Origin of the sequence: Siminovitchia jepli, assembly GCF_047228825.1 — a bacterium.
Lineage (GTDB): Bacteria > Bacillota > Bacilli > Bacillales > Bacillaceae_C > Siminovitchia.
Genome location: NZ_JBFEGN010000023.1, coordinates 22140 through 42802 on the forward strand (window position 1 = coordinate 22140; position 20663 = coordinate 42802).

Below are 20663 nucleotides of genomic sequence, written 5' to 3' on the forward strand. Positions count from 1 at the left end.
CATTCATGAATGATGAAGTTTCAGCTTCATAGTTTATTATAAACTTACCATATTTGTTCGCTATATACAATCACTTTTCTGAACATTTCTTGCATTAAAGGAAAAGGAGATTTTCGATTATTTTTTATTATTTCTACATTGACAAAATCGAACAAAAATAACATAATTGAACATGATAGTTGTTATAATTGAACAACAGAAAAAAGGAGATTACAGCATGTTGCTTTTGGAACGGCGAAATTGGATTGAAGCACAAATTCGTGCGAATGGGAAAGTGGATATTGAAAAATTGGCAAAAGAGCTAAATGTCTCAAGTATGACCATCCGACGGGATCTTGCTGAACTCGAAAAGACGGGTAAAGCCATCAGAACACACGGAGGCGCCATTTCTCCTGATTCGCTTATAAGAGAGGTTCCCTATTCATCGAAAGAAAACCGAAATATGAAACAAAAGAAAATGATTGCAAAAAGTGCTTTATCGCTCATTCCCAAAAACGCCAACATCATTTTGGACTCCGGCACCACTACATTAGAATTGGCAAAACTTTTAAAAACCAGGAATGACTTAACCGTTATAACCAATGATATAAAAATAGCGGTTGAATTAATGAATAGCGAACTAAATGTAATGGTCGCCGGCGGTGAATTGCAAAATCATGTTGGAGCTTTATCGGGATGGCCGACACAGGAGTTTTTCAAAAACATCCATGTAGATCTTTTCTTTATGGGTGTACATGCGATTGACCTCGAAGCAGGCATTACATCCCCTTCCTTTGAAAAATCATTGATCAAAAAATTAATGATGGGCGCGGCGGCATCCACTTGGGCACTCATAGACTCAAGTAAATTTAACAAAATATCCTTTTCTGCCGTTTGCCCGGTTACAAGCATAGAGGGCATTATAACAGATGATGATTTAGATGCGGGTGTGCGGGCAACATATGAAGAAACTACAGTCATCAACTTTAGTGGAGGCGAACACAATTGAATGTCGGAGTGATTGCAGATGACTTGACGGGGGCTAATGCAACGGGTGTCAGGCTGGCGAAACAAGGTTTTAAAACCATTACAGTTGTCCAAAATGCTCCTCTGCCTGATCAGAATAAATATGATGCAATTTGCGTTGATACAGACAGCCGCTATATTCACAGGGAAACCGCCAAAAAACGGGTCAAAGAAATTATCAAGCAATTTAAAGAAAGAGGTGCAAAGGTTTATTGCAAGCGGATTGACAGTACAGCCAGAGGCAACCTGGGGATTGAAATCGACGCGGTATTGGAAGAACTCGGAGATGCGGCAATTGCCGTTGTAGTTGCTTCGTACCCGGATTCAGGCCGAACCACCGCCGGCGGTTATTTGTTGGTGGATGGAGTGCCTGTACAAGAAACGGATGCAGCCAAAGATCCGATCGCACCGATAACAAAATCGTATATTCCTGCCATTATTGGGGAACAGAGCAGTTACAAGGTAACTCTTATTGGCCTTGACGTCACTTTGTCAGGTGTAGACGCCATTACGGCAGAACTTCAGGTGAAAATATCCGAAGGAAACAGGATTATCGTATTTGATGCGGTTAATGACGAACAGATTGAAATGATTGCTGCGGCGATGGCCAATGTTCATGAAAATGTAATGGTTGCTGTTGATCCCGGCCCCCTGACCGCTTATTATTCAAAAGCTTTTTTACACAAAAAAGCCGATCAGCTAAAACTGTTGGTAACGGTTGGAAGTGTCACTTCTGTAACTGGAAGACAACTTCATTATTTATATGCCAAAACGAATACAGAACCAATTTTTGTCGACCCGCAGGCACTCGCAAGCTTTGGTGGCAGTTGGGAAATGGAAGTGAAACGGGCGGCCCTTTTAGGGGTTGAGGCGTTGAAATCCCAATCGATTCTTATCATCACCACATATCATCCATCTGCCAAACGCCTGGATTTAAAGGCGATTTCAAAGGCAGATGGCGTTTCTGAAGATGCGCTGGCAAAACGGATTACTGACGGACTTGCAACTATCACACGCAAAATAATTGAACAAGCGGAATACAGGGTCTCTGGCGTTTTTTCTAGCGGAGGCGATGTGACGGCATCTCTTTGTGCGATCGGCCATGCGAACGGTATAGAGCTTGAAGATGAAGTTTTGCCGCTCACTGCCTACGGAAAATTTACAGGCGGATTTTTTGATGGTCTCCATGTGGTCACAAAAGGCGGCATGATCGGTGATAATAGGGCGATTTATAAGAGTATTAAATACATGCAAACAAAGATTTCACATCATAAAGGGAGTGTTCTAAATGGTTAATCAAGCAAAAGCACATATCGCCATTCCAATGGGCGACCCGGCAGGGATTGGACCAGAAATCACTGTCAAATCACTGGCTAAAGCTGAAATTTATGACGTGTGCAAACCGGTCGTAGTTGGTCATACTGAAGTAATGAAAAAGGCACTGGCCGTTACACACACAAATCTTGAAATCAATGAGATTTCTGAACCGGAAGAAGGCAAATATGAGCACGGAACCATTGATATGATAAACCTCGACAACCTGAACATCGATCATCTCGAGTGGGGCGTTGTGCAGGCTCAATGCGGACGGGCCGCCTTTCAGTACATTAAAAAATCGGTGGAACTTGCACTGGAGGGAAAAGTTGCAGCGATTGCTACAACTCCCATCAACAAAGAGTCTCTCAAAGCAGGCGAAGTGCCCTATATAGGACACACTGAAATGCTTGAAGATCTGACGAACTCCAGGGACCCATTGACAATGTTTGAAGTAAGGAACCTGCGCATTTTCTTCCTGACCCGCCATGTATCGCTTAAAGATGCCATCTCCCAAATGACCAAAGAAAGAGTATTTGAGTATATCGGGAGATGTGAAGAAGCATTGAAACGTCTGGGAGTCGAAAATCCGCTCATCGCCGTTGCCGGATTAAATCCCCACAGCGGGGAAAATGGCTTGTTCGGCCGTGAAGAAGTTGATGAAATTAAACCCGGGATTGAGATGGCTGTTGAAAAAGGATACCGCGCGGTTGGCCCCGTTCCAGCCGACTCCGTATTTTACCAAGCACTCCAGGGCAAATATGATGCTGTTCTCTCCTTGTACCATGATCAAGGTCATATTGCGGCAAAAATGACCGACTTCGAGCGGACAATTTCAATTACAAACGGCCTGCCATTTTTGCGTACATCAGTGGACCACGGAACAGCATTCGATATCGCCGGCAAAAACATCGCCAGCAGTGTCAGCATGGAAGAATGCATCAAACTGGCCGCAAAATATGCTCCGAACTTCCGTTCATAAAACACAGGTTGTAAACTCTCTTGGGACGCGATTCCCAAGAGGGTTATGAAATAAGAAATTTAGGGGGTTAAAAAAATGGCAGAAGTCACAGCTTCAGGAGGCCAAATGATGTTTGGCCTGGTATTAGGGATAGTCCTTTTAATTTTCTTAGTTTTAAAAACAAAGATTCATGCTTTTTTGGCACTTATTCTCTCCGCTTCCGTGACCGGTCTCGTAGGGGGCATGAAGGCGTCCGATGTAGTAACGGCAATTACTGAGGGATTTGGTTCTACACTTGGTTCGATAGGTATCGTGATCGGCTTTGGGGTCATGATGGGAAGGATTCTCGAAGTTTCCGGGGCTGCCGAGCGAATGGCCTATACGATTGTAAAAGTACTGGGAAAGCGCAAGGAAGAATGGGCGCTTGCAATCACTGGATATATTGTTTCCATTCCCATCTTTGTTGACTCGGCATTTGTCATTTTATCATCCCTTGTTAAAGCGCTTTCGAGGAAAACCGGTAAATCTGTCCTTTCCTTGGGGGTAGCTCTTGGCATCGGACTGGCTGCTACTCACCATGCGGTGCCACCTACTCCCGGCCCGCTCGGAGTTGCCGGTATTTTCGGAGTGGATATCGGGATGATGATCCTTTGGGGACTTGTTTTGACGATTCCCATTATTATTGTGGGCGTTTTTTATGCAAAATGGCTTGGAAAAAAAATCTATCAAATTCCGGATGAAACAGGCCTTGATTACATTCGCCCAGAAAAAGAAATCACGGTGGAGGATTATTTGGCTGTCAGTGAATCCAAGAATCTTCCCTCATTAACGAGAGCCATGCTTCCAATTGTCATTCCAATCCTGTTGATTTTTGCAAATACACTGCTCGCCGCGCTTGAACTGTCCGGCGGCATTTATGATTATATTACTTTCCTTGGATCACCCATCATTGCAGTTGGCATCGGCTTGATTTTTGCCATTTATGGGCTTTATGGGCACGTCAAACAATCCGAGGCACTGGACAGAATGGAAGAAGGGATTCAGACCTCCGGCATCATTCTGCTTGTAACAGGGGCAGGCGGCGCTCTGGGCAACGTACTTCGTACAAGCGGGGCAGGCGATTTTATCGCGGAACAGATTGCCAGTATCCAAATGCCGGCTATCCTGATCCCATTTATTATCGCTTCAGTTGTACGTTTGATCCAGGGAAGCGGAACAGTTGCGATGATTACGGCAGCATCTATTTCCGCCCCCATTTTGACAGGACTTGATGTCAATATGGCGCTTGCCGCACAGGCAGCTGCCCTTGGAGCCATGGTTTTCTCATACTTCAACGACAGCCTGTTCTGGGTAATCAACCGTATGCTCGGCATTAAAAATGTGAAAGAGCAAATCCTGACTTGGTCCGTCCCGACTACCTTGGCATGGGGAACTTCCCTTGTCATGCTTTTAATTGTCAACGCTATTTTCGGATAAGAAAAGCGCTGCGTCTTTCTTACAAGTAAGAGGTGGGAGTTTGGATTGATTAAATTGCGAACTGCCAAAAAAAGCTGTACACCCTCCGCCTAAATAGGCTGGAGGGTGTTTAAGTCTATCTACTAAGAAGAATGGGGCAAGAAGCCGAGTCAATGACAATCTGCTGCTCTCATAATTGCAGGAGTGCAGTTAAGTGCACCAGTGGCATGGGCCACTATTTTTTGTTTGGCCAATGTTTAAAACGCTGGCCGCTCCGCTTATATAATCTATATACAATGAATGTAAGTGCTTAACACGCAATCATTTTAGACGATCGGTATTTATTATGAATTGGCCCGGCAAGCCAATGCCGTTACCCGCGCCGGCGTTATTTCACCGAAAACGGTCAAAGGAACGGGACCCCATTGCCCGCGCCCGAAAACGGTTAAAGGAACGGGCTCCCATTGCCCGCGCTGGCGTTATTTCGGTGAAAACGGTCAAAGAACGGAGTCCCATTACCGATCTTTTCGGGTATAGAATACGAATAGTCAAAAAAGGATGGGAGATCAATGACTAGACGCAATGGCTTTTTGTCAGATTTTTACGTTTGCATTCAAAAATTCATTTTTATATAGGACCCTTATGATTTTTAACTCTTGGAAAAGAAACAGCGGGGAAATCCTATCTTCCTTTCGGATATTTGCCTGATTAGCAACGTGCCCAGTATATGCTCTTTGAAAAAGAGCTGTACTAAAAAATAATCAGGCGGCCTTATGTGTGAAGGCCGCCTTCATATTTCATTCAACTGTTCGCTTTCCATTTCGTAATGCACTTCATCAATGATCCATTTGTTTCCATTGATTTTTTTATAAAAGATGGTCAATGTCGCAGGCCCGTATAATTCAACGGAGCTGAACTGGCTGATAGACATCTCCGTATCGCTTAATTTTTTGAATTCGTATGGAAGTTCGCTGTCAAACCAGAGCGGAGGCTCAGTCGGAATGTGTTCCAGCACTCCATTTTTCTCAATAAAAAAAGCGTTGAGAAACTCTTCTGCCAAATCTAAGTCACTTACATTTTTATAATAGTTCATATAGTCTTCTTTCGTTTTTAAGCCAAGGCTTTTTCCATCAGGATGAAGCGGAAGGATAAAATCGTCCGCAAGATCAACAGCCATTTTCTCCATCCCTCTTTTATCATTGACGTTGTTCGCTCCGCTGCCCTCGAGCTGGATGGCTTGTGGAGTATGTATGCCGGAATCCCCGGGGGTATAAGAAAAGAACAAACATGTGGCTGCTAACAGGTTCAACATCATTGGCGCGGGCATATACATTCCTCCTCTTTTTATATGATCAAGTTATTGTATTTATGATTTTCCCTAATGCTCAGGCGGCAAACTCATTAATTGATTCGGTAAGAAAAAAAGCTGCGGATTTCGGGAAATTCCCGGTTATTCCAGCAGCTTTTTACCAAAAAATCTATTTGATTGGCATCCAAATCTCATGATTCCAGTAAATGCTTCTCCATTTAGTCTATGGCTTTTTGCAAAGCTTCAGCCAATGCCATGCTGATCAGGACAGTTAAAAATGGCGGTATTATGATTGAATTCATCAGCTTTTTTGAAAAAATACGGCCGGCCCTTCCCTAAAGGCCAGCTTCTGTTTTTCCTGAAATCATTTTTTACATAATCCATCTGACTACCCTTTATAATTGGAAACCCTCCAATAGATCACAGTATTGGGTTCAGCCGGCCACTCTGTTCCCTCGCTTTGATGCAGGGTTGTCCATGATCGCTGTATCCCATGCTTCAAATACACTTCGTGATTGGGAGCCTGCTCATGCATTCCGGCAATGTCATAAAATCCGCTCCGTAAAAAAGCAGCCCAAACTTGATAGTCGACGGCGGGCGCATCGGCCAAAGGATTTTCAACCGAGTGCTTCAACACGAAGGAAGCTTTATTCTCTTCCACTTCTACATCTTCCAAGTAGATGCCCTCATCGGAAGGAACCACTTCCCCCTTCAATTTTCTCAGCATCCCATACCCTTTCATTTTCCCTATGTCTTTGTTCAACCTGATCTCAAATTCATCAGCTGTTACAACAATTTCGGCCATCGAGCGGTAATCCTTGGATGCGGGATCAAAGCCGCGCCCATCGCCTTTAAAATAGCGGTACGGGGACGCGTCATCCGGATTTTTTATCCAGCTCTTTCTCAAAAATGTTTTATACAGGAATTGCCATTCCTTTTTCTCGGATGGCGCATCACCAGATTTTAATATCTCTTCCAACGGATCCAACACTTTTGTCATATGGAATTTTTCGATGGCGGCTTCCGGAAGCTTCTCATCATTCGAATCTTGTTCAAACCCCGGCAAAGGCCGTTCAGCGTACACGCGATATGTATATGCCACCTGGCTCCTTACCCAGCGGTCTACAAAGAAAGGCTCTTCCACTTTGGCAATTCTTTTGCCGTTCTGGTAAATGGCATATTCTTCAACGCCTTCAATTGGCTCCCACTCCATCGCAACCAAAGACCGCGAAATAATAGTGGTTTGAATGCATTCTTTTAGCACATTCTCCGATTCCCTGAATTTAGCGGCCGTTGAAGTTTGGACTTTTATCCGTTCCGGCGAACTTCTTCTGGCCCCTATTTCAATTGTATAAAAATAGGCAGTCCCCGCAGCCAATTCACTGTCCGTAAAGGATTCATCCTCCCCTTCATAAATCAGCCGGCCTTCTCTGTAAATCCGGAACGGCCCCTTTCCGCTCTTAAAATGAAAAATGATGTCATTTGTTGTCTGCTCAATCGACTCAATCGGGAAGCTTTTTGGATACGACATCTTTTGCTGAAGCTTTTTACCAATCATTACAAGGGCTGTTCCAATAAAGCTGATTAACGGTATCAAATAGCGCCTGACCATATAATTGTCCTCGCTTTCCCTTAGAAAAATTGCATTTTGAACCAGTGACAAGAACCCATCATATCCTGCATCAAGAAGGGATGGTGATGATCTCGTCAGGTGAGTTTTTTCAGGAAATGCTCTCTATATATTGTATCGCCATTTTGGGGTGAGGCGCCAGAAAAAGGAATATCCCAGGTAAAGAATCAATGCCTGTGCTGACACAAATTCTATTAATTAGGGGATTTCCCCTATACCATCGGCCTCCTGCTTTGATTATGGTTAGAGTAGAAATTTTATAGAATGTCAGAAAGAAGGTTAACGCATGAAAAACTCTTTTAAAGTTGTTATTGCCGGAGCCGGCACAGCCGGAATATTTGTCGCAGCGCGTTTACTTCGGAAGTCACATCATTTAGCTAATGACATAGCTATAATGATCCCGCACAAAAACACTATTATCAACCGCTATGGACGCTTGTTGGCGGAGGAGCCGCGAAAAAAGAAGATTCCGAGCGTGATATGGAAAGCCTCATTCCGGAAGGAGCCGTTTGGATTCCACAAGCTGTCGATGCTTTTGATCCAGATCATAACAAAGTTATTTTAAAAGATCAAACAGCCGTTACCTATGACTACTTAGTGGTCGCTGCCGGAATCGAAATCGACTGGGACTCCGTTAAAGGTTTAAAAGAGGCACTCGGCTCCAAAAATGTCTGCAGTAATTATTCATTTGAGCATGTGCACTACACATGGGAAACGATTCGCAATTTCACTTCCGGAACAGCCTTGTTTACACATCCGAATTCCCCGGTAAAGTGCGGCGGTGCCCCCCAAAAAATCATGTACCTTGCGGAAGATTATTTCCGTAAAAAAAAGATACGTAAACTTTTTGAACTCGACATTTTCGAATAATGAACAGCATGCAAAGCTCGAAAAGGCTCCCCAATTGTTCATAAACCGATTGGATGCTGAAAACCTCGGTATCGAAAACGGCTCGCTCCGGATATGGAACGAAAGAGCGAATGTGAAATGGCCTATGAAAGATCAAAGTACGGGAATGCCAATTTCCATCGTAATTTTCGGGAACACAAAAAGAAAAAAACGAAAGAAAACATATAGTTTCCTTTCGCCTGGATTTCAGCACTTATTTATTTCCCTTTCTCATAAAGCCTTTCATGTTCCTGTTTTCCGTAAGAATATTGTTTCGGATCTACAGGAGTCCAGTCCTTGTTAGGTGTATAGAACCTCAATAAGTCTCCGTACATCACCTTATCAGATAACTGAAGGTCACGGATGACCGACTCATTGACTTCCAGCATTTCTTTCGTTGGTTCTTCGATCTTTTCTTTCGTCGAGTTGTCGTAATATACACCATCGATTTTGCTGAACTTCTCAGTCATGAAGTCACCGTTTCTAAACGGTACATACGCTTTATGATCTTTTGAAAAAAGGTCAGTACCCATTTGGATATAATCCTGTGCTTTGATGCCTTGCAAGTGCAGCAATGTCGGCATGACGTCGACTTGTCCTGCGTACTCATGGTTTACGCCTTGGCCTTTTACGCCAGGCACTCTGATCATCAATGGAACCCGCTGTAATTCTGCATGTTTCAACGGAGTGATTTCCTCTCCGATCAATTCCTCCATTGCCCGGTTATGGTTATCGGAAATACCGTAATGGTCGCCATAAATGAGGATAACGGAATCATCGTATAAACCTTCTGCTTTCAAATCGTTTATGAACTGTTCCAAAGCTTCATCCAGATAGCGGGCTGTCTGGAAATATCTATCCACTGATGCATCACCTGTTTCGGCAGGTGCAATGGTTGCATCCTCATCATCAATCAAATATGGATGGTGATGGGTCAGCGAAATAAGATGGGCATAAAACGGCTGTTTCAAAGATTTCAGCATCGGGATGGACTCTTCAAAGAACGGTTTATCTTTCAAGCCATAGCCGATGACATTTTCATCAGCCATATTATAATAGCTGGCGTCAAAGAATTCGTCTACACCAAACTCTTTATAAATTTCATCACGGTTCCAGAATGATTTATAATCGCCATGTAGCACCGCGCTTGTATATCCATGCTGATGCAAAATCGCAGGCAATGCCTGGTACGTATTATTCCCTTTCATGACAAACGCGGATCCTTGCGGCAATCCATATAATGAATTGTCCATAATCAATTCTGCATCAGCTGTTTTACCCTGCTCGGTTTGATGGAAAAAGTTATCAAAATACGTAAATTCAGGATCACGCACCAAAGAATTCAGGAAAGGAGTGACCTCTTCCCCGTGAAGCTTATAATCAATTAAGAACGTTTGGAAAGATTCCAAATGTATTTTTATGATATTTTTCCCTTTCGCTTTGCCGAAGTATTCGGGATTTGGCTGGGCATACTTGCTCTTCGTGTAATTTTCAACTTCCGTCATATCATCACTTGATGCCATTACCCGCTGTTTCGAAGATTTAAAGCTTTGGACAGCATCATAAATGGTAAAGTTGTAGGCTCCAAGATATTTGACAATATAATTTCGGTCAAAAGTCCGCTGCAATAACTGCGGACGGTCAATTTCGGCAAGTCCAAGGTTCACAACAAACAATATAACGCCTGATGCCAAAACCATCAAAGGCTTGCGAAGCTTGATGCGATCTTGTGACCAATTTCCTTTTGCTTTTACAAAATAGACGATCATGATGATGATATCCAACGCATAAAAAATATCGTGCCATGCTACCAGATTAGCAATGCTTCCTCCGAGACTTCCAAAATTGCTAGTCTGGGTCAAAGTCGGAATCGTTATAAAGTCACTGTTAAAGCGGTAGAAAACTACATTGGCATATAATAGAAAACTTAGCGCAGAATATATCGAAATCAACCATACGCCCACCCGTTTTCCTTTTGCAAACAAGGCCAAGCCAAGAAAAATCAGTGCGGAATTCAGCGGGTTAAAGAACAGCAGGAAATGCTGGATTCCATTTTTCACTCCCAGGTTAAATTCAGTTTGGTAGATAATATACGTTTTAATCCAGAAGAAAAGTACCATCACTGTAAAAAAGCCCGTTTTTGTACTCAAGAATTTCTTCATCGTTCCCACCTCAAATATTCTAGGGCTGTCAATTTACAAAAAATAACCCAAAACAGAGATATCGAACATTCTGCCTTGGAGTTGTTAACTGGCTCACTTTACTTTATATGAAGCTCGTTAATGAAAATTGATACTAAATTATTAAACCACATGTTTGCCAAACAGTAAACCCAAAAGGTGAAATGGAAACGCTCCCATGTAAAATAAAATTGCAGAAATGTGAAGAAAAAACTCGGAAGCTGGGAAGCGGCTGCCAATTAAACCCCCAATAATCAATGCTTGGACCATATAAAGCGATGTCGAATTTTTTTAAATCAAAAAGACATGATCGAAGCAAATGCTTGGACCGTGGACAGTCGTTACAGCTTTGTACATTTTTGGAATCATTGGCATGGTTGTTGGCTTAGAGAATTGAAAATAGGCCAGGCGGCGACGTCCTGTCGCTTCGCCTGCACTAGGACCTCCTGTCCGTCGGCAGGCTCAGGCAGCGACGTCCTGTCGCTTCGCCTGCACTAGGACCTCCTGTCCGTCGGAGCTGCACATAGTACAAATAAAAGGATTAAAAGCCCAATGAATTGCAGCATACTAAATAAACGAAAAGTTGCAATTGCAAACTTTAGATTTACAAAATAAAAAATCAATTATTTTTCATGTTAAAAATCTCCTTTGTAGTAGATTTGGACAAAGCTTCCGTCTATTTTATAAAGGAGTTTTCTTTTCAGTTACTATCTTCATTTTTACATAGTGCATGCCGTTCTAATATGACAAAAATGTAAGGTGAATGTTAGGTGAATCGATGGCAGGCCATGTAAAAAAGGAGCAAAATAAAGACAGATCCCCAATAAGCATGAACAAACCAATTGTATATGTTAAAAATGTTAATAAACGGTATTACATTAAAAGAAAAAAAATATACGTATCATTATAAAAAAGATGTTCAGTTTGTGTATTAGGATTGCATTGAAAAATAATCAAACTTAAACTGTTACTGTTCAGCCTTTTGTTCTTGCCCGAACCCGCCAAATGGGCGTTTTACTGGAAAATATTGTAAACACCAACACTTGTCAAAAAAAGGCTTATCATTTGGACATGGGGGGAATAAAATACGCAAAGGACCTTCCATTCCACGATACATCCGAGTGGAAAGTGAGCTGTTCTGAAATGATTTACCTATTGATTGCCAGCTTTGCTGTCATTGTATTTTATGCCATTATTCCTACAATCGTTATAAGAACATATGGAAAAGGGATTACCAAAAAAGTCGAGGGAGAAAAAGGAATAGCCCTGACTTTTGATGATGGTCCTAATCCGGAATATACAATGACACTGCTGGATCTTTTAAAAAAATACCATATCAAAGCTACCTTTTTTGTAATGGGAAACAAAGTAAAAAAACACCCGGAAATCATTAAACGCATGCATCAAGAAGGCCACGTAATTGGCATCCATCATTTTCATCATCTATCCAATTGGGTCTTGCCGCCGTTTTATTTAAAATGGCAGTTAAGCATGACAGAAAAAGCCATCAGGGATTGCATCGGTGAAAAAGTGAACTTTTATCGTCCGCCATGGGGACACTTTAATTTATTCACAAAATATGTAAGCAAAGACTATGAGGCCATCATGTGGTCACATGTATTTAGAGATTGGAAGATTGAAAGCTGCAAGACTACCCTTCTTGATCAATTGCGCAAAGTGCCGGAGGACGGTTCTATCCTGCTGCTTCATGACTGCGGGAAAACAATGGGGGCAGACCAAACAGCGCCCAAATATATGATGGAAAATCTGGAAGTTTACTTGAAGGAAAGTATAAAAAAAGGAAGACGGTTTATAACTATAGACAGCAACAGCCATTACGATCAAAAGAGGTCATTATGAATATAAACACGCTGTTAAACGAGATTGATTTATATGGATACATGATCATCTTTTTATTTCTGTTCTTTGGAATTGTTGGTGTCCCTGCCCCCGAAGAATCACTGTTATTTTTAATCGGGGTGTTAATCGTTCAACATAAACTGTCCTTCCAACTGGCAGCGTTGTGTGCTTTTCTGGGTGCCTTTTTGGGAATGCTTGCCGCCTTTGGTTTTGGTAAATACGTTGGACACCCGTTCATCAATAAATATGGCAAGTATGTAGGAATTACAAGGGAACGCTGGAACAAAGTACAACTTCAATTTCAAAAAAATAGCCATAAAACCATCTTATTTGGCTTTTACATGCCGGGTATACGACAGGTTTGCCCCTATTTTGCCGGGATAGCACAGGTTCCTTTTTTTCAATTTGTCCTTTTCTCCCTGTTAGGGACGCTGCTTTGGATTTTTCCTTTTATTGCTGCAGGATATTTCGCGGGAACGGCATTTAATATTAATCCAAAATACGTGCCCTATATCGGTGTTTTTTTCTTATTTATCTTTGTGATGTATGTATTCATCAAGCTTTTAAGAAAGAAGAAGCAAAATCATTCCCCTGATTGACTTAGAGCACTTTCCCGGCCGGGGCTCTCTTCCTGCTGCTGAACATGGCTTTCTTGGTCTAGCAATTTTTTGTTAATGATTCACTGCAGCGGGTATGCATTTTATAGAACAGGAGATGAAACAAATGAAAAAAATTTTGTTTTTACCCTTGCTGCAAATGCAATCGGGACATCACCAAGTAGCTGAAGCGTTAATGGATGCATTAACAGAACATGCAGAAGGAATGGTCATAAAAAAAATGGAGCTGTTAAGTTATGCAAATAAAGCTTTGGAAAAAGTAATTACAAACAGTTACTTAAAATGGATCCGTTATGCGCCAAAAACATATCATCTCGCCTATAAACACTATTTTTCCGATCCATCCAAAACGGACTACTTTTTCAAGGGGTATCAATTTTATTTTATAAGAAAAATGGAGCAACTACTAAGTGAAGAAAAGCCGGATTTAATCGTTTGCACGCAAGCCTTCCCATCCTATCTTTTAAGTAAGATAAAATCGAAACAAAGATGTGAAATCCCCATTATTAACGTTTATACAGATTTCTTTATAAACAGTGTTTGGGGAAAAGAAGGGATTGACGCTCATTTCCTTCCAAGCCGGGAGGTAAAAGAAAAGCTTTCGACTCAAATAACGAATGAAAACTTGATCGTTACCGGTATTCCGGTTCATGAAGAGATTTTGAAAAATACAGTTCCAATTAAAACAGAAGGGCGCCCCAAAATTTTAATTTCCGGAGGAAACTGCGGGTTAGGAAGAATGTTACACATAGCTCGGGAATTAAAGAAGTCCTCACACTTTGATTTTTTGGTGCTTTGCGGAAAAAACAAGCGGCTGTATGAGGAAATCCATTCCTGGAACCTGGCATCTATCCAGCCTTTGCCATACCTTTCATCAAGGTTGGAGATGAGACAACTTTACGAGGAAGCTGATGCCATTATTACCAAGCCGGGAGGTGTCACAATCAGTGAGGCATTACGAAAAAAAATTCCTATTTTCATTCATTCCGCCCTTCCCGGGCAAGAAGAAATGAACATGCGCTATCTAGAAACACAACATCTTGTCTTCAATCTTAAGGAGGGTGTATCGCTGGAAAAACAATTGCTTGATACATTGTATGATGATATTAAAATAAAACGGTGGGAACAGGCAATGACTGCTTATCATGAAGGGCTCGAACTGAAAAACCCGAAAGATATAGTGCAAGTCATCCAACAATTACTCGATGGAAAAACAGACCGCATACAGTCGCTTTTCAGTTAAGGCAACTCGGGTGGCCTCTAATGGGCTGCCCGAGAAGGAGATATTCTTAAAAATGAAGAATCAAGAATGAAATACTGGCCGATAAAAAGAAATACTATCCCAATAAGGAAAATACTTTCCCAGCCTGAGCATGCGGTCTCTAATCGTGACCGTTTTTAATAGAAATCCCAAAGAACGGGCACTAAGCCCGTCCCGATGTTTGCCTACCTTCCCAGACATTCCCCTGTTCAATAGTAATCAAGCGCAGCATTTAGCCACTTCTCGGAACCAGCTTCGCCTGCACTACAAATCTCCCCTTATCGGGATCCAGCATGGAATCACAAGTTGATAAGGTAAGGATTTGATCATCAGCCTGCAATTCGACATCTGTCCAGTGAACGGATTCATCCATCATCTTCTGCAAAAGAGCGGCATACTCTCCGTCGGAATTAAATTCCGTTTGAATATAATCAAAGTCGGTTGTTGTATGATAAACGGCAAACACTTTCGCGTCGTAAGCGCCATACAGCGTATCAAAATAAATCGTTTGATGCGATTCAAAGAAATCTTTATTAAGAAATTTCTTCAACTGATTGAACATGGAGCCATCTTTCATTGAATGGCCGTAGATAATGGTATTCCGATCATGTGCAGTAATATCATTCCGGTAATCCATGAAAATACTGCCCGCACGAGAGTTTTCCTTTTTATAATTCCGGTATAAATAATATTCATTTGTATCTGCCTGCAAGATCGGATAATTGACCATCGTATCATCAATCGTGATCCAGCCTATGATATCAGGGTTTATCTGAAGCAATTTATGAAACTGAGGACGGATCTCACCTTCTTTGACCTCATCGATTTCAGCGGAATATTCATTATAATAGAGTTGCTGGACTTCTGCCAAAACCTGGCGATTTTTGTAATAACCGATGAAAATGCTCGCCAGCTCATATCCCGAATAAACAAGGACAATGAAACATAAGATGGTGAACACCTTTTGTCCAATTCTTCCTTTCTTTTGCCGTTTTCCGCCCATCATCAACCACCTCAAGCAAAGGATTATTGAATTCCCAAAGGGAGGATATACAAACCAGATTCCTCATCCATTTTGACAACCGTCTGTACTCCGTATATTTCTTGAAGCAATTCAGAAGTAACGACTTGTTCAGGGGTGCCTTTCTTAATCAGTTTCCCATCTTTCATCACCATAATCGTATCACTATAGCGAATAGCTTGATTAATATCATGGAGCACCATCACAATTGTTAAACCATTTTCGCTATTTAACTGTTTGACCAATTCCAATATCTCATACTGGTAATAAATATCCAAGTAAGTGGTCGGTTCATCCAAAAATAGATACGGGGTACTTTGCGCCAATGTCATTGCAATCCAAGCACGTTGCCGCTCGCCACCCGATAGTTCACTGATCATTTTATTCTTCTTATCTATTAAATTTGTTTTTTGTAATGCCCATTCAACAGCTTGTTGATCATCAGATGTCTGTTTGGAAAAGAGTGATTTGTACGGCAGTCTTCCATAGCTTGTCAGCTTTTCTACTGTCATATCGGCTGGTGCCCTATTTTGTTGATGTACAATGGCAATTTTTTTTGCCAGTTCCTTTGGCTTTATGTGAAGCAACTGTTTCCCATCTATGATCACTTGCCCTTTATTCGGAGCATAGCTATTGGCTAATATTCCTAACAATGTTGACTTCCCTGATCCATTTGGGCCAATAATGGTCGTAATCTTGTGCTGATCTATCTTACTGGAAATATTTTTAAGATGATTCGTTTTCTTATCATATGAATAAGTAATATCTTTAATTTCCATAGATACGATCACTCTTTCTAAGTAAGAATATTAAAAATGGCCCGCCAATCAACGCCATAATGATCGATGCAGGAATTTCATTTGGGGCTATTAATGTTCTTCCCAGTGTATCGGAAAGTAAAATAAATAGTGCACCTAATAGCGCAGAAAAAGGGATGAGTACTTTATGATCTGTTCCAACCAGTATGCGGCCGATATGCGGTACAAGCAGCCCCACAAATACGAACAATCCAGCAGTGGCAGTAGCGACTGATGCAAGCAACACCGCAATCGCTGAAATGACGAAACGCGCTAAGTTCACATTAAATCCCAGGCTTTTCGCTGTTTTATCTTCCAATGCCAAATAGTTACACCAAGCATATACAATGAGTGCCAAAATTAATCCAATTGTACCGTAGATAACCATTATTTCCACATCACTCCACTTCTTCATTGCTAATGTGGATGTTGTTACTTCCTGTACCATTGCTGTTGTATAACTTCCCCGGTAATTAAATGTTTGACTTAAACTCGTAAAAATCGCATTGATTGCTACTCCGATTAAAATCATCCGCAACGGATCTAAACCTGATTTCCACGAAATGGAATAGACAAGAAAAAATGCCAAGGCGCCGCCTAAAAAGGCAAACAAAGGCATATAAAAGTATAAAGTCGGAAAGATTGCCACCAATAACATCGCCATAAAACCTGCACCTGACGAAACACCAATTATTCCCGGCTCTGCTAATGGGTTTTTCATTACTGCTTGCAGCAACACGCCTGAAACGGATAAAGCCGCTCCTGCAAACACTGCAATAATAATCCTCGGCAGACGCAAATCCCTAATGACCTGAACGTCTCCATTTGTACCAGTTATTAGCCCGTTTATTAATTCACCGAAAGAAACATTGATACTCCCCGTATTGACCGAATAAATAAGTGCAATCATTAATAATACAATTATTGTCATAAAACTAAGCCATTTTTTCTTCATTTAGAACATCCTTTTCATTCAACAACGATATGTTCACTCTTATTCCGAATAAAGCATTTCTACCATCACATCTAATGCTTCGGAAACAGCTAAGTTTCCGGTCGTGCCGAAAAGAGTCTCCTCCAAATCATAAACCCGATTATTTTTTACAGCCTCAAAATGTTTCCATATATCATTTTCCTTAAATTCTTTATCAAACATTTCTACTACTTCATCCGGCATTCCATGTGCCGCCCGTAAAATAATATCAGGATTTGATTGCTGTAGGTATTCGGTATTCGAGGCGAGATATTCAACTTTTTCGCCAGAAAAAACATTTTCACCGCCGCATTTTTCAACCAGGTCACCTATGTACGAGCGATCGGTAGCAACTAAATAGCTTCCAGGAACCCCCATTAGAATGAGAACTTTAGGCGCAGGTTTCCCTTCAATTTTTTTCTTAATTTCTATTAATTTTTTATCAAATTCATTCACTATTTTCTCTGCTTGCTCTTGACGATGATATTGTTCTCCGATCTTTAACACTTCCGCATACATATCCTCGATACTTTCTAAATTTACATATCGCGTATGAATGCCGGCATCATCAAAAACAGACTCTAAATCATGTTTTAATGTTGTCACAGACATCACTTCTTTCGGCTGCAATGACATAATCAATTCCATATCGGGACTCATCGGATTTCCAACTTCCGGAACCCCCTCATATCTTTCAGGCAAATCTTTGTAACTTGTTGGAACACCGATTAAATCTAACTCTAATGCATCCATTATTTCCGTCACTGCTACAGTTGTAGCTACTATTCGATTATTTTCGGGATCATTATTCTCTTTTATCATTTTCTTTGTATTTTCTCCGGATGAACAACCCATGAACAACATGTTTACAATCATTAATAAAACAAGGATTTGCTTTTTCATAAAAGTGTTCCCACCTATGGTATGAGAGATTGTCAAAACAGGAGTCTTGTTACCCAGAACAGAGGCAACAAGACTCGACTTAACGTACTTCTTAACGATTCGTATCCGTTTTTCTGCGCCACTTGATGATTAAGAAAAGGAGTGATCCCATTAATAAAGTGGCGAATAAAATAATTTTTGCTTTATCGGCTGTTTTAGGGTTGATTCCCAGTTTGTTCGTAATGCCACTGTTATTTTTATTGATTTTATCGCCGTTACGGTCAAATGCAGGAACCGTGACATTATCTTCGTTGCTTTGCTCAGACTTAGTTTCTTCATTCGGCTTTTGCTTCGCTTCCTCTACCTTGCCTTTTGGCGGGTAAATTTCACCCGGTTTTAATAGCTTGATAGAATTTGGATCGAAAGCAAACTGCACATCATATTCGTTGTGATAGCTTAAGCCAGGAATGTCAAAGTCGACTTTGACCCAAGCATCCAGTTTCTTAAATAAATCGTCTACTTCAAATTCCACGATACGAGTATCCGCCTTCGTGTCCGTACTTAATACGGTTGGCGCAGCCAATTTCCCTTGTCGATTGACTTTAAGGTCTGTAATCCATGAACTGTTTTTTAGCGTAATCGCTATACGTTTCTTTCCATCTTTTACTTTCAGATGACCTGGGCTAACAACATAATCATTCATCACAGATGTTTGGTTCGTATTGTATTTTAATACTTTATATTCAATCGAATACTCTCCATCTTTTAAATTTCTCGGATCGATGGCTTGATTTTGTTTATTTTCATTGCTACCATTTTGGCCATTGTTGTTGCCGTTTTGGTTTCCATTATTCGAATTATTGCCGTTATTGTCTTCTCCGATTGGTTCTTTGCTATCATCCACAAATCCGTTATCGTCGTTTTGTATTAGCTTAAGTTGGTCTGAATGGAACTTAAAGCGGATGTCATATTTGTTGTCGTATTCGAAACCCGGAATTCCTTTGACGATAATGTGGACTTTACCATTTAAAATCTTATCCAAATCTTCGACAGGAAATTGAACGATGCGTGTATCATCCTTCTTATTCTCACTTACAGTTTTTACCTCTTTAAATTTATTGCCAAAAGCTGTCTGGAATGACTTCCACCACGAACCATTTTTTAATGTGGCCTGAACCGTATATTTCCCTTTTTCAATTTTGACTGTTGCCGGTTTAACAAAATAACCATCAGCTACAGAAGAAACATTTTCTTTATCTTTCCACACGACAAATGGCAGCGTGTAAACTCCATCTTTGTATTTTGAATCTTCTTCGCCTGGCTTTTGTCCTGGTTCTCCGCCAGGATTTTCCCCTGGTTCCTCACCTGGGTTTTCTCCTGGTTCCTCACCTGGATTTTCTCCTGGTTCCTCACCCGGGTTTTCCCCTGATAATGGGATTTCACTCGGATCAAATTTAAAGCGGATGTCATACTTATTATCATAATCAAGTCCAGGAATTCCTGTCACGATAATATGAACTTTGGCATTTAGGATTTGATCAAGATCATCTACTTTAAATTTAACAATCCTTGTACCTTTCTTCACATCTTCACTAACAGTGGTAACATCAACAAAATCATTACCTGATTGCACCTTGAAATATTGCCACCATGAACTGTTCTTTAATTCAGCTTGGACAGTGTACTTTCCATCTTCTATAATCAGTTGGGCCGGCTTTTCAAAATATTCATCCGCTACAGATTGTTCGTCCTTCGCTGCTTGCCACACAACAAACGGTAGCTTATAAACTCCATCTGCATATTTCGGATGATCGGTATCTCCATCTTCTTCTTCCTCTTCTTCATCTGCTGGTGTGACACTGTCTTCATTGAATGCTAGACGGAGTGGTTGGTCACCATTATGCGCCCCTGCCGTATATTGCACTTGCGCGTTCATCAGCGTTGTTAATTGATCAAGCTCATACGTGACTGCTCTCGTATTCTTCGCTTCATTTACATCTTCTGTTACTGGCTGTTTTCCTTCCACTTGAAAACCTGTAACAGTCTTATGATCAGTTAAAGTAAGCGTCAGAAGGGTTTTTCCACCTTTTACTGCCAAAGATGCTGTTTTTTCAATGTATCTTGCCATGCCAGATGGCTTATCTTCTTTAGCATGCAAGGCTTCAAGATCTATCGTGTAATTTCCATCCTCCAAATGTATCGGCTCTGGCTTATTCTCCACATTTTGGAGTTCCATTTTGCTCGGATCAAATTTAAAGCGAATGTCATACTTATTATCGTAATTAATAAATGGAACAATAATATGAACTTTGGCATTTAGGATTTGATCAAGATCAGATACTTCAAACTCAACAACCTTTGTATCCTTTTCTTCATCTTTATAATCATTCCTTTCGCTACGCTCAAGGCACAACACCGCATGAAAATGAAGCATTATGCCTTTTATCTTTCGTTTTAAAGTAGTAATCTATTTTTGAAGGAGCCTGTATACACTACAAATCACGGGGAGG

General features: G+C 41.1%; 15 protein-coding genes and 2 pseudogenes. 9 read left to right on the plus strand and 8 right to left on the minus strand.

Annotated elements, in window-relative coordinates; translation table 11 throughout:
- Positions 1 to 217: 217 nt before the first annotated feature.
- From AB1L08_RS10170 to AB1L08_RS10185, 4 genes are all read left to right on the plus strand, one after another.
- The gene (locus AB1L08_RS10170; RefSeq protein ID WP_413064544.1) at positions 218 to 988 is read left to right on the plus strand and encodes a DeoR/GlpR family DNA-binding transcription regulator; all 771 of its coding nucleotides are present in this window, start codon (positions 218 to 220) and stop codon (positions 986 to 988) included.
- Positions 985 to 2301 carry a four-carbon acid sugar kinase family protein gene (locus AB1L08_RS10175; protein ID WP_413064545.1) on the plus strand — a complete coding sequence of 439 codons (1317 nt, stop codon included), beginning with the start codon at positions 985 to 987 and terminating at the stop codon, positions 2299 to 2301. Before AB1L08_RS10170 ends, AB1L08_RS10175 begins: the two co-directional genes overlap by 4 nt.
- Complete coding sequence (pdxA, locus tag AB1L08_RS10180; RefSeq protein WP_413064546.1) at positions 2294 to 3301, plus strand: 4-hydroxythreonine-4-phosphate dehydrogenase PdxA; 1008 nt, start codon at positions 2294 to 2296, stop codon at positions 3299 to 3301. Before AB1L08_RS10175 ends, pdxA begins: the two co-directional genes overlap by 8 nt.
- Before the next feature lie 75 nt (positions 3302 to 3376).
- Complete coding sequence (locus AB1L08_RS10185) at positions 3377 to 4756, plus strand: GntP family permease (protein ID WP_413064547.1); 1380 nt, start codon at positions 3377 to 3379, stop codon at positions 4754 to 4756.
- A 769-nt stretch (positions 4757 to 5525) separates the two neighbouring features.
- On the opposite strand, the gene AB1L08_RS10190 is transcribed toward AB1L08_RS10185, so the two are convergent.
- Both AB1L08_RS10190 and AB1L08_RS10195 read right to left on the minus strand, forming a co-directional pair.
- A complete protein-coding gene (locus tag AB1L08_RS10190; RefSeq protein WP_413064548.1) occupies positions 5526 to 6062 on the minus strand; it encodes a hypothetical protein in 537 nt (178 codons plus the stop codon).
- 370 nt (positions 6063 to 6432) lie between these two features.
- Positions 6433 to 7707 carry a DUF3238 domain-containing protein gene (locus tag AB1L08_RS10195; RefSeq protein ID WP_413064549.1) on the minus strand — a complete coding sequence of 425 codons (1275 nt, stop codon included), beginning with the start codon at positions 7705 to 7707 and terminating at the stop codon, positions 6433 to 6435.
- A gap of 253 nt (positions 7708 to 7960) precedes the next feature.
- Between AB1L08_RS10195 and AB1L08_RS10200 the strand changes: the two are divergent.
- A pseudogene (locus AB1L08_RS10200) lies at positions 7961 to 8514 on the plus strand (NAD(P)/FAD-dependent oxidoreductase); the annotation flags it as partial.
- A 1-nt stretch (position 8515) separates the two neighbouring features.
- Positions 8516 to 8650, plus strand: a pseudogene (locus tag AB1L08_RS10205) (hypothetical protein); the annotation flags it as partial.
- Between the two features lie 130 nt (positions 8651 to 8780).
- On the opposite strand, the gene ltaS reads toward AB1L08_RS10205, so the two are convergent.
- Positions 8781 to 10724, minus strand: coding sequence for a lipoteichoic acid synthase (ltaS, locus tag AB1L08_RS10210; RefSeq protein WP_413064550.1), 1944 nt, complete (start codon positions 10722 to 10724; stop codon positions 8781 to 8783).
- A gap of 1161 nt (positions 10725 to 11885) precedes the next feature.
- On the opposite strand from ltaS, the gene AB1L08_RS10215 reads away from it, so the two are divergent.
- The 3 genes from AB1L08_RS10215 (at position 11886) to AB1L08_RS10225 (ending at position 14462) form a co-directional block, all read left to right on the plus strand.
- Positions 11886 to 12602 carry a polysaccharide deacetylase family protein gene (locus AB1L08_RS10215; RefSeq protein ID WP_413064551.1) on the plus strand — a complete coding sequence of 239 codons (717 nt, stop codon included), beginning with the start codon at positions 11886 to 11888 and terminating at the stop codon, positions 12600 to 12602.
- Complete coding sequence (locus AB1L08_RS10220; RefSeq protein WP_413064552.1) at positions 12599 to 13201, plus strand: DedA family protein; 603 nt, start codon at positions 12599 to 12601, stop codon at positions 13199 to 13201. Before AB1L08_RS10215 ends, AB1L08_RS10220 begins: the two co-directional genes overlap by 4 nt.
- A 124-nt stretch (positions 13202 to 13325) precedes the next feature.
- The gene (locus AB1L08_RS10225) at positions 13326 to 14462 is read left to right on the plus strand and encodes an MGDG synthase family glycosyltransferase (protein WP_413064553.1); all 1137 of its coding nucleotides are present in this window, start codon (positions 13326 to 13328) and stop codon (positions 14460 to 14462) included.
- 250 nt (positions 14463 to 14712) lie between these two features.
- Here the strand turns inward: AB1L08_RS10225 and srtB are convergent, their stop codons facing one another.
- The 5 genes from srtB to AB1L08_RS10250 all read right to left on the minus strand — a co-directional run bounded on the left by srtB (position 14713) and on the right by AB1L08_RS10250 (position 20587).
- Complete coding sequence (gene srtB / locus AB1L08_RS10230; RefSeq protein WP_413064554.1) at positions 14713 to 15486, minus strand: class B sortase; 774 nt, start codon at positions 15484 to 15486, stop codon at positions 14713 to 14715.
- 20 nt (positions 15487 to 15506) lie between these two features.
- Entirely contained in the window at positions 15507 to 16280 is a 774-nt protein-coding gene (locus AB1L08_RS10235; RefSeq protein ID WP_413064555.1) for an ABC transporter ATP-binding protein, read from the minus strand.
- Positions 16270 to 17253, minus strand: coding sequence for a FecCD family ABC transporter permease (locus AB1L08_RS10240; protein WP_413064556.1), 984 nt, complete (start codon positions 17251 to 17253; stop codon positions 16270 to 16272). Before AB1L08_RS10240 ends, AB1L08_RS10235 begins: the two co-directional genes overlap by 11 nt.
- Positions 17254 to 17292: 39 nt before the next feature.
- On the minus strand, positions 17293 to 18174 hold the full coding sequence (isdE, locus tag AB1L08_RS10245) for a heme ABC transporter substrate-binding protein IsdE (RefSeq protein ID WP_413064557.1): 882 nt from the start codon (positions 18172 to 18174) through the stop codon (positions 17293 to 17295).
- Positions 18175 to 18265: 91 nt separating this feature from the next.
- Entirely contained in the window at positions 18266 to 20587 is a 2322-nt protein-coding gene (locus AB1L08_RS10250) for an NEAT domain-containing protein (RefSeq protein WP_413064558.1), read from the minus strand.
- Between the last annotated feature and the right edge of the window lie 76 nt (positions 20588 to 20663).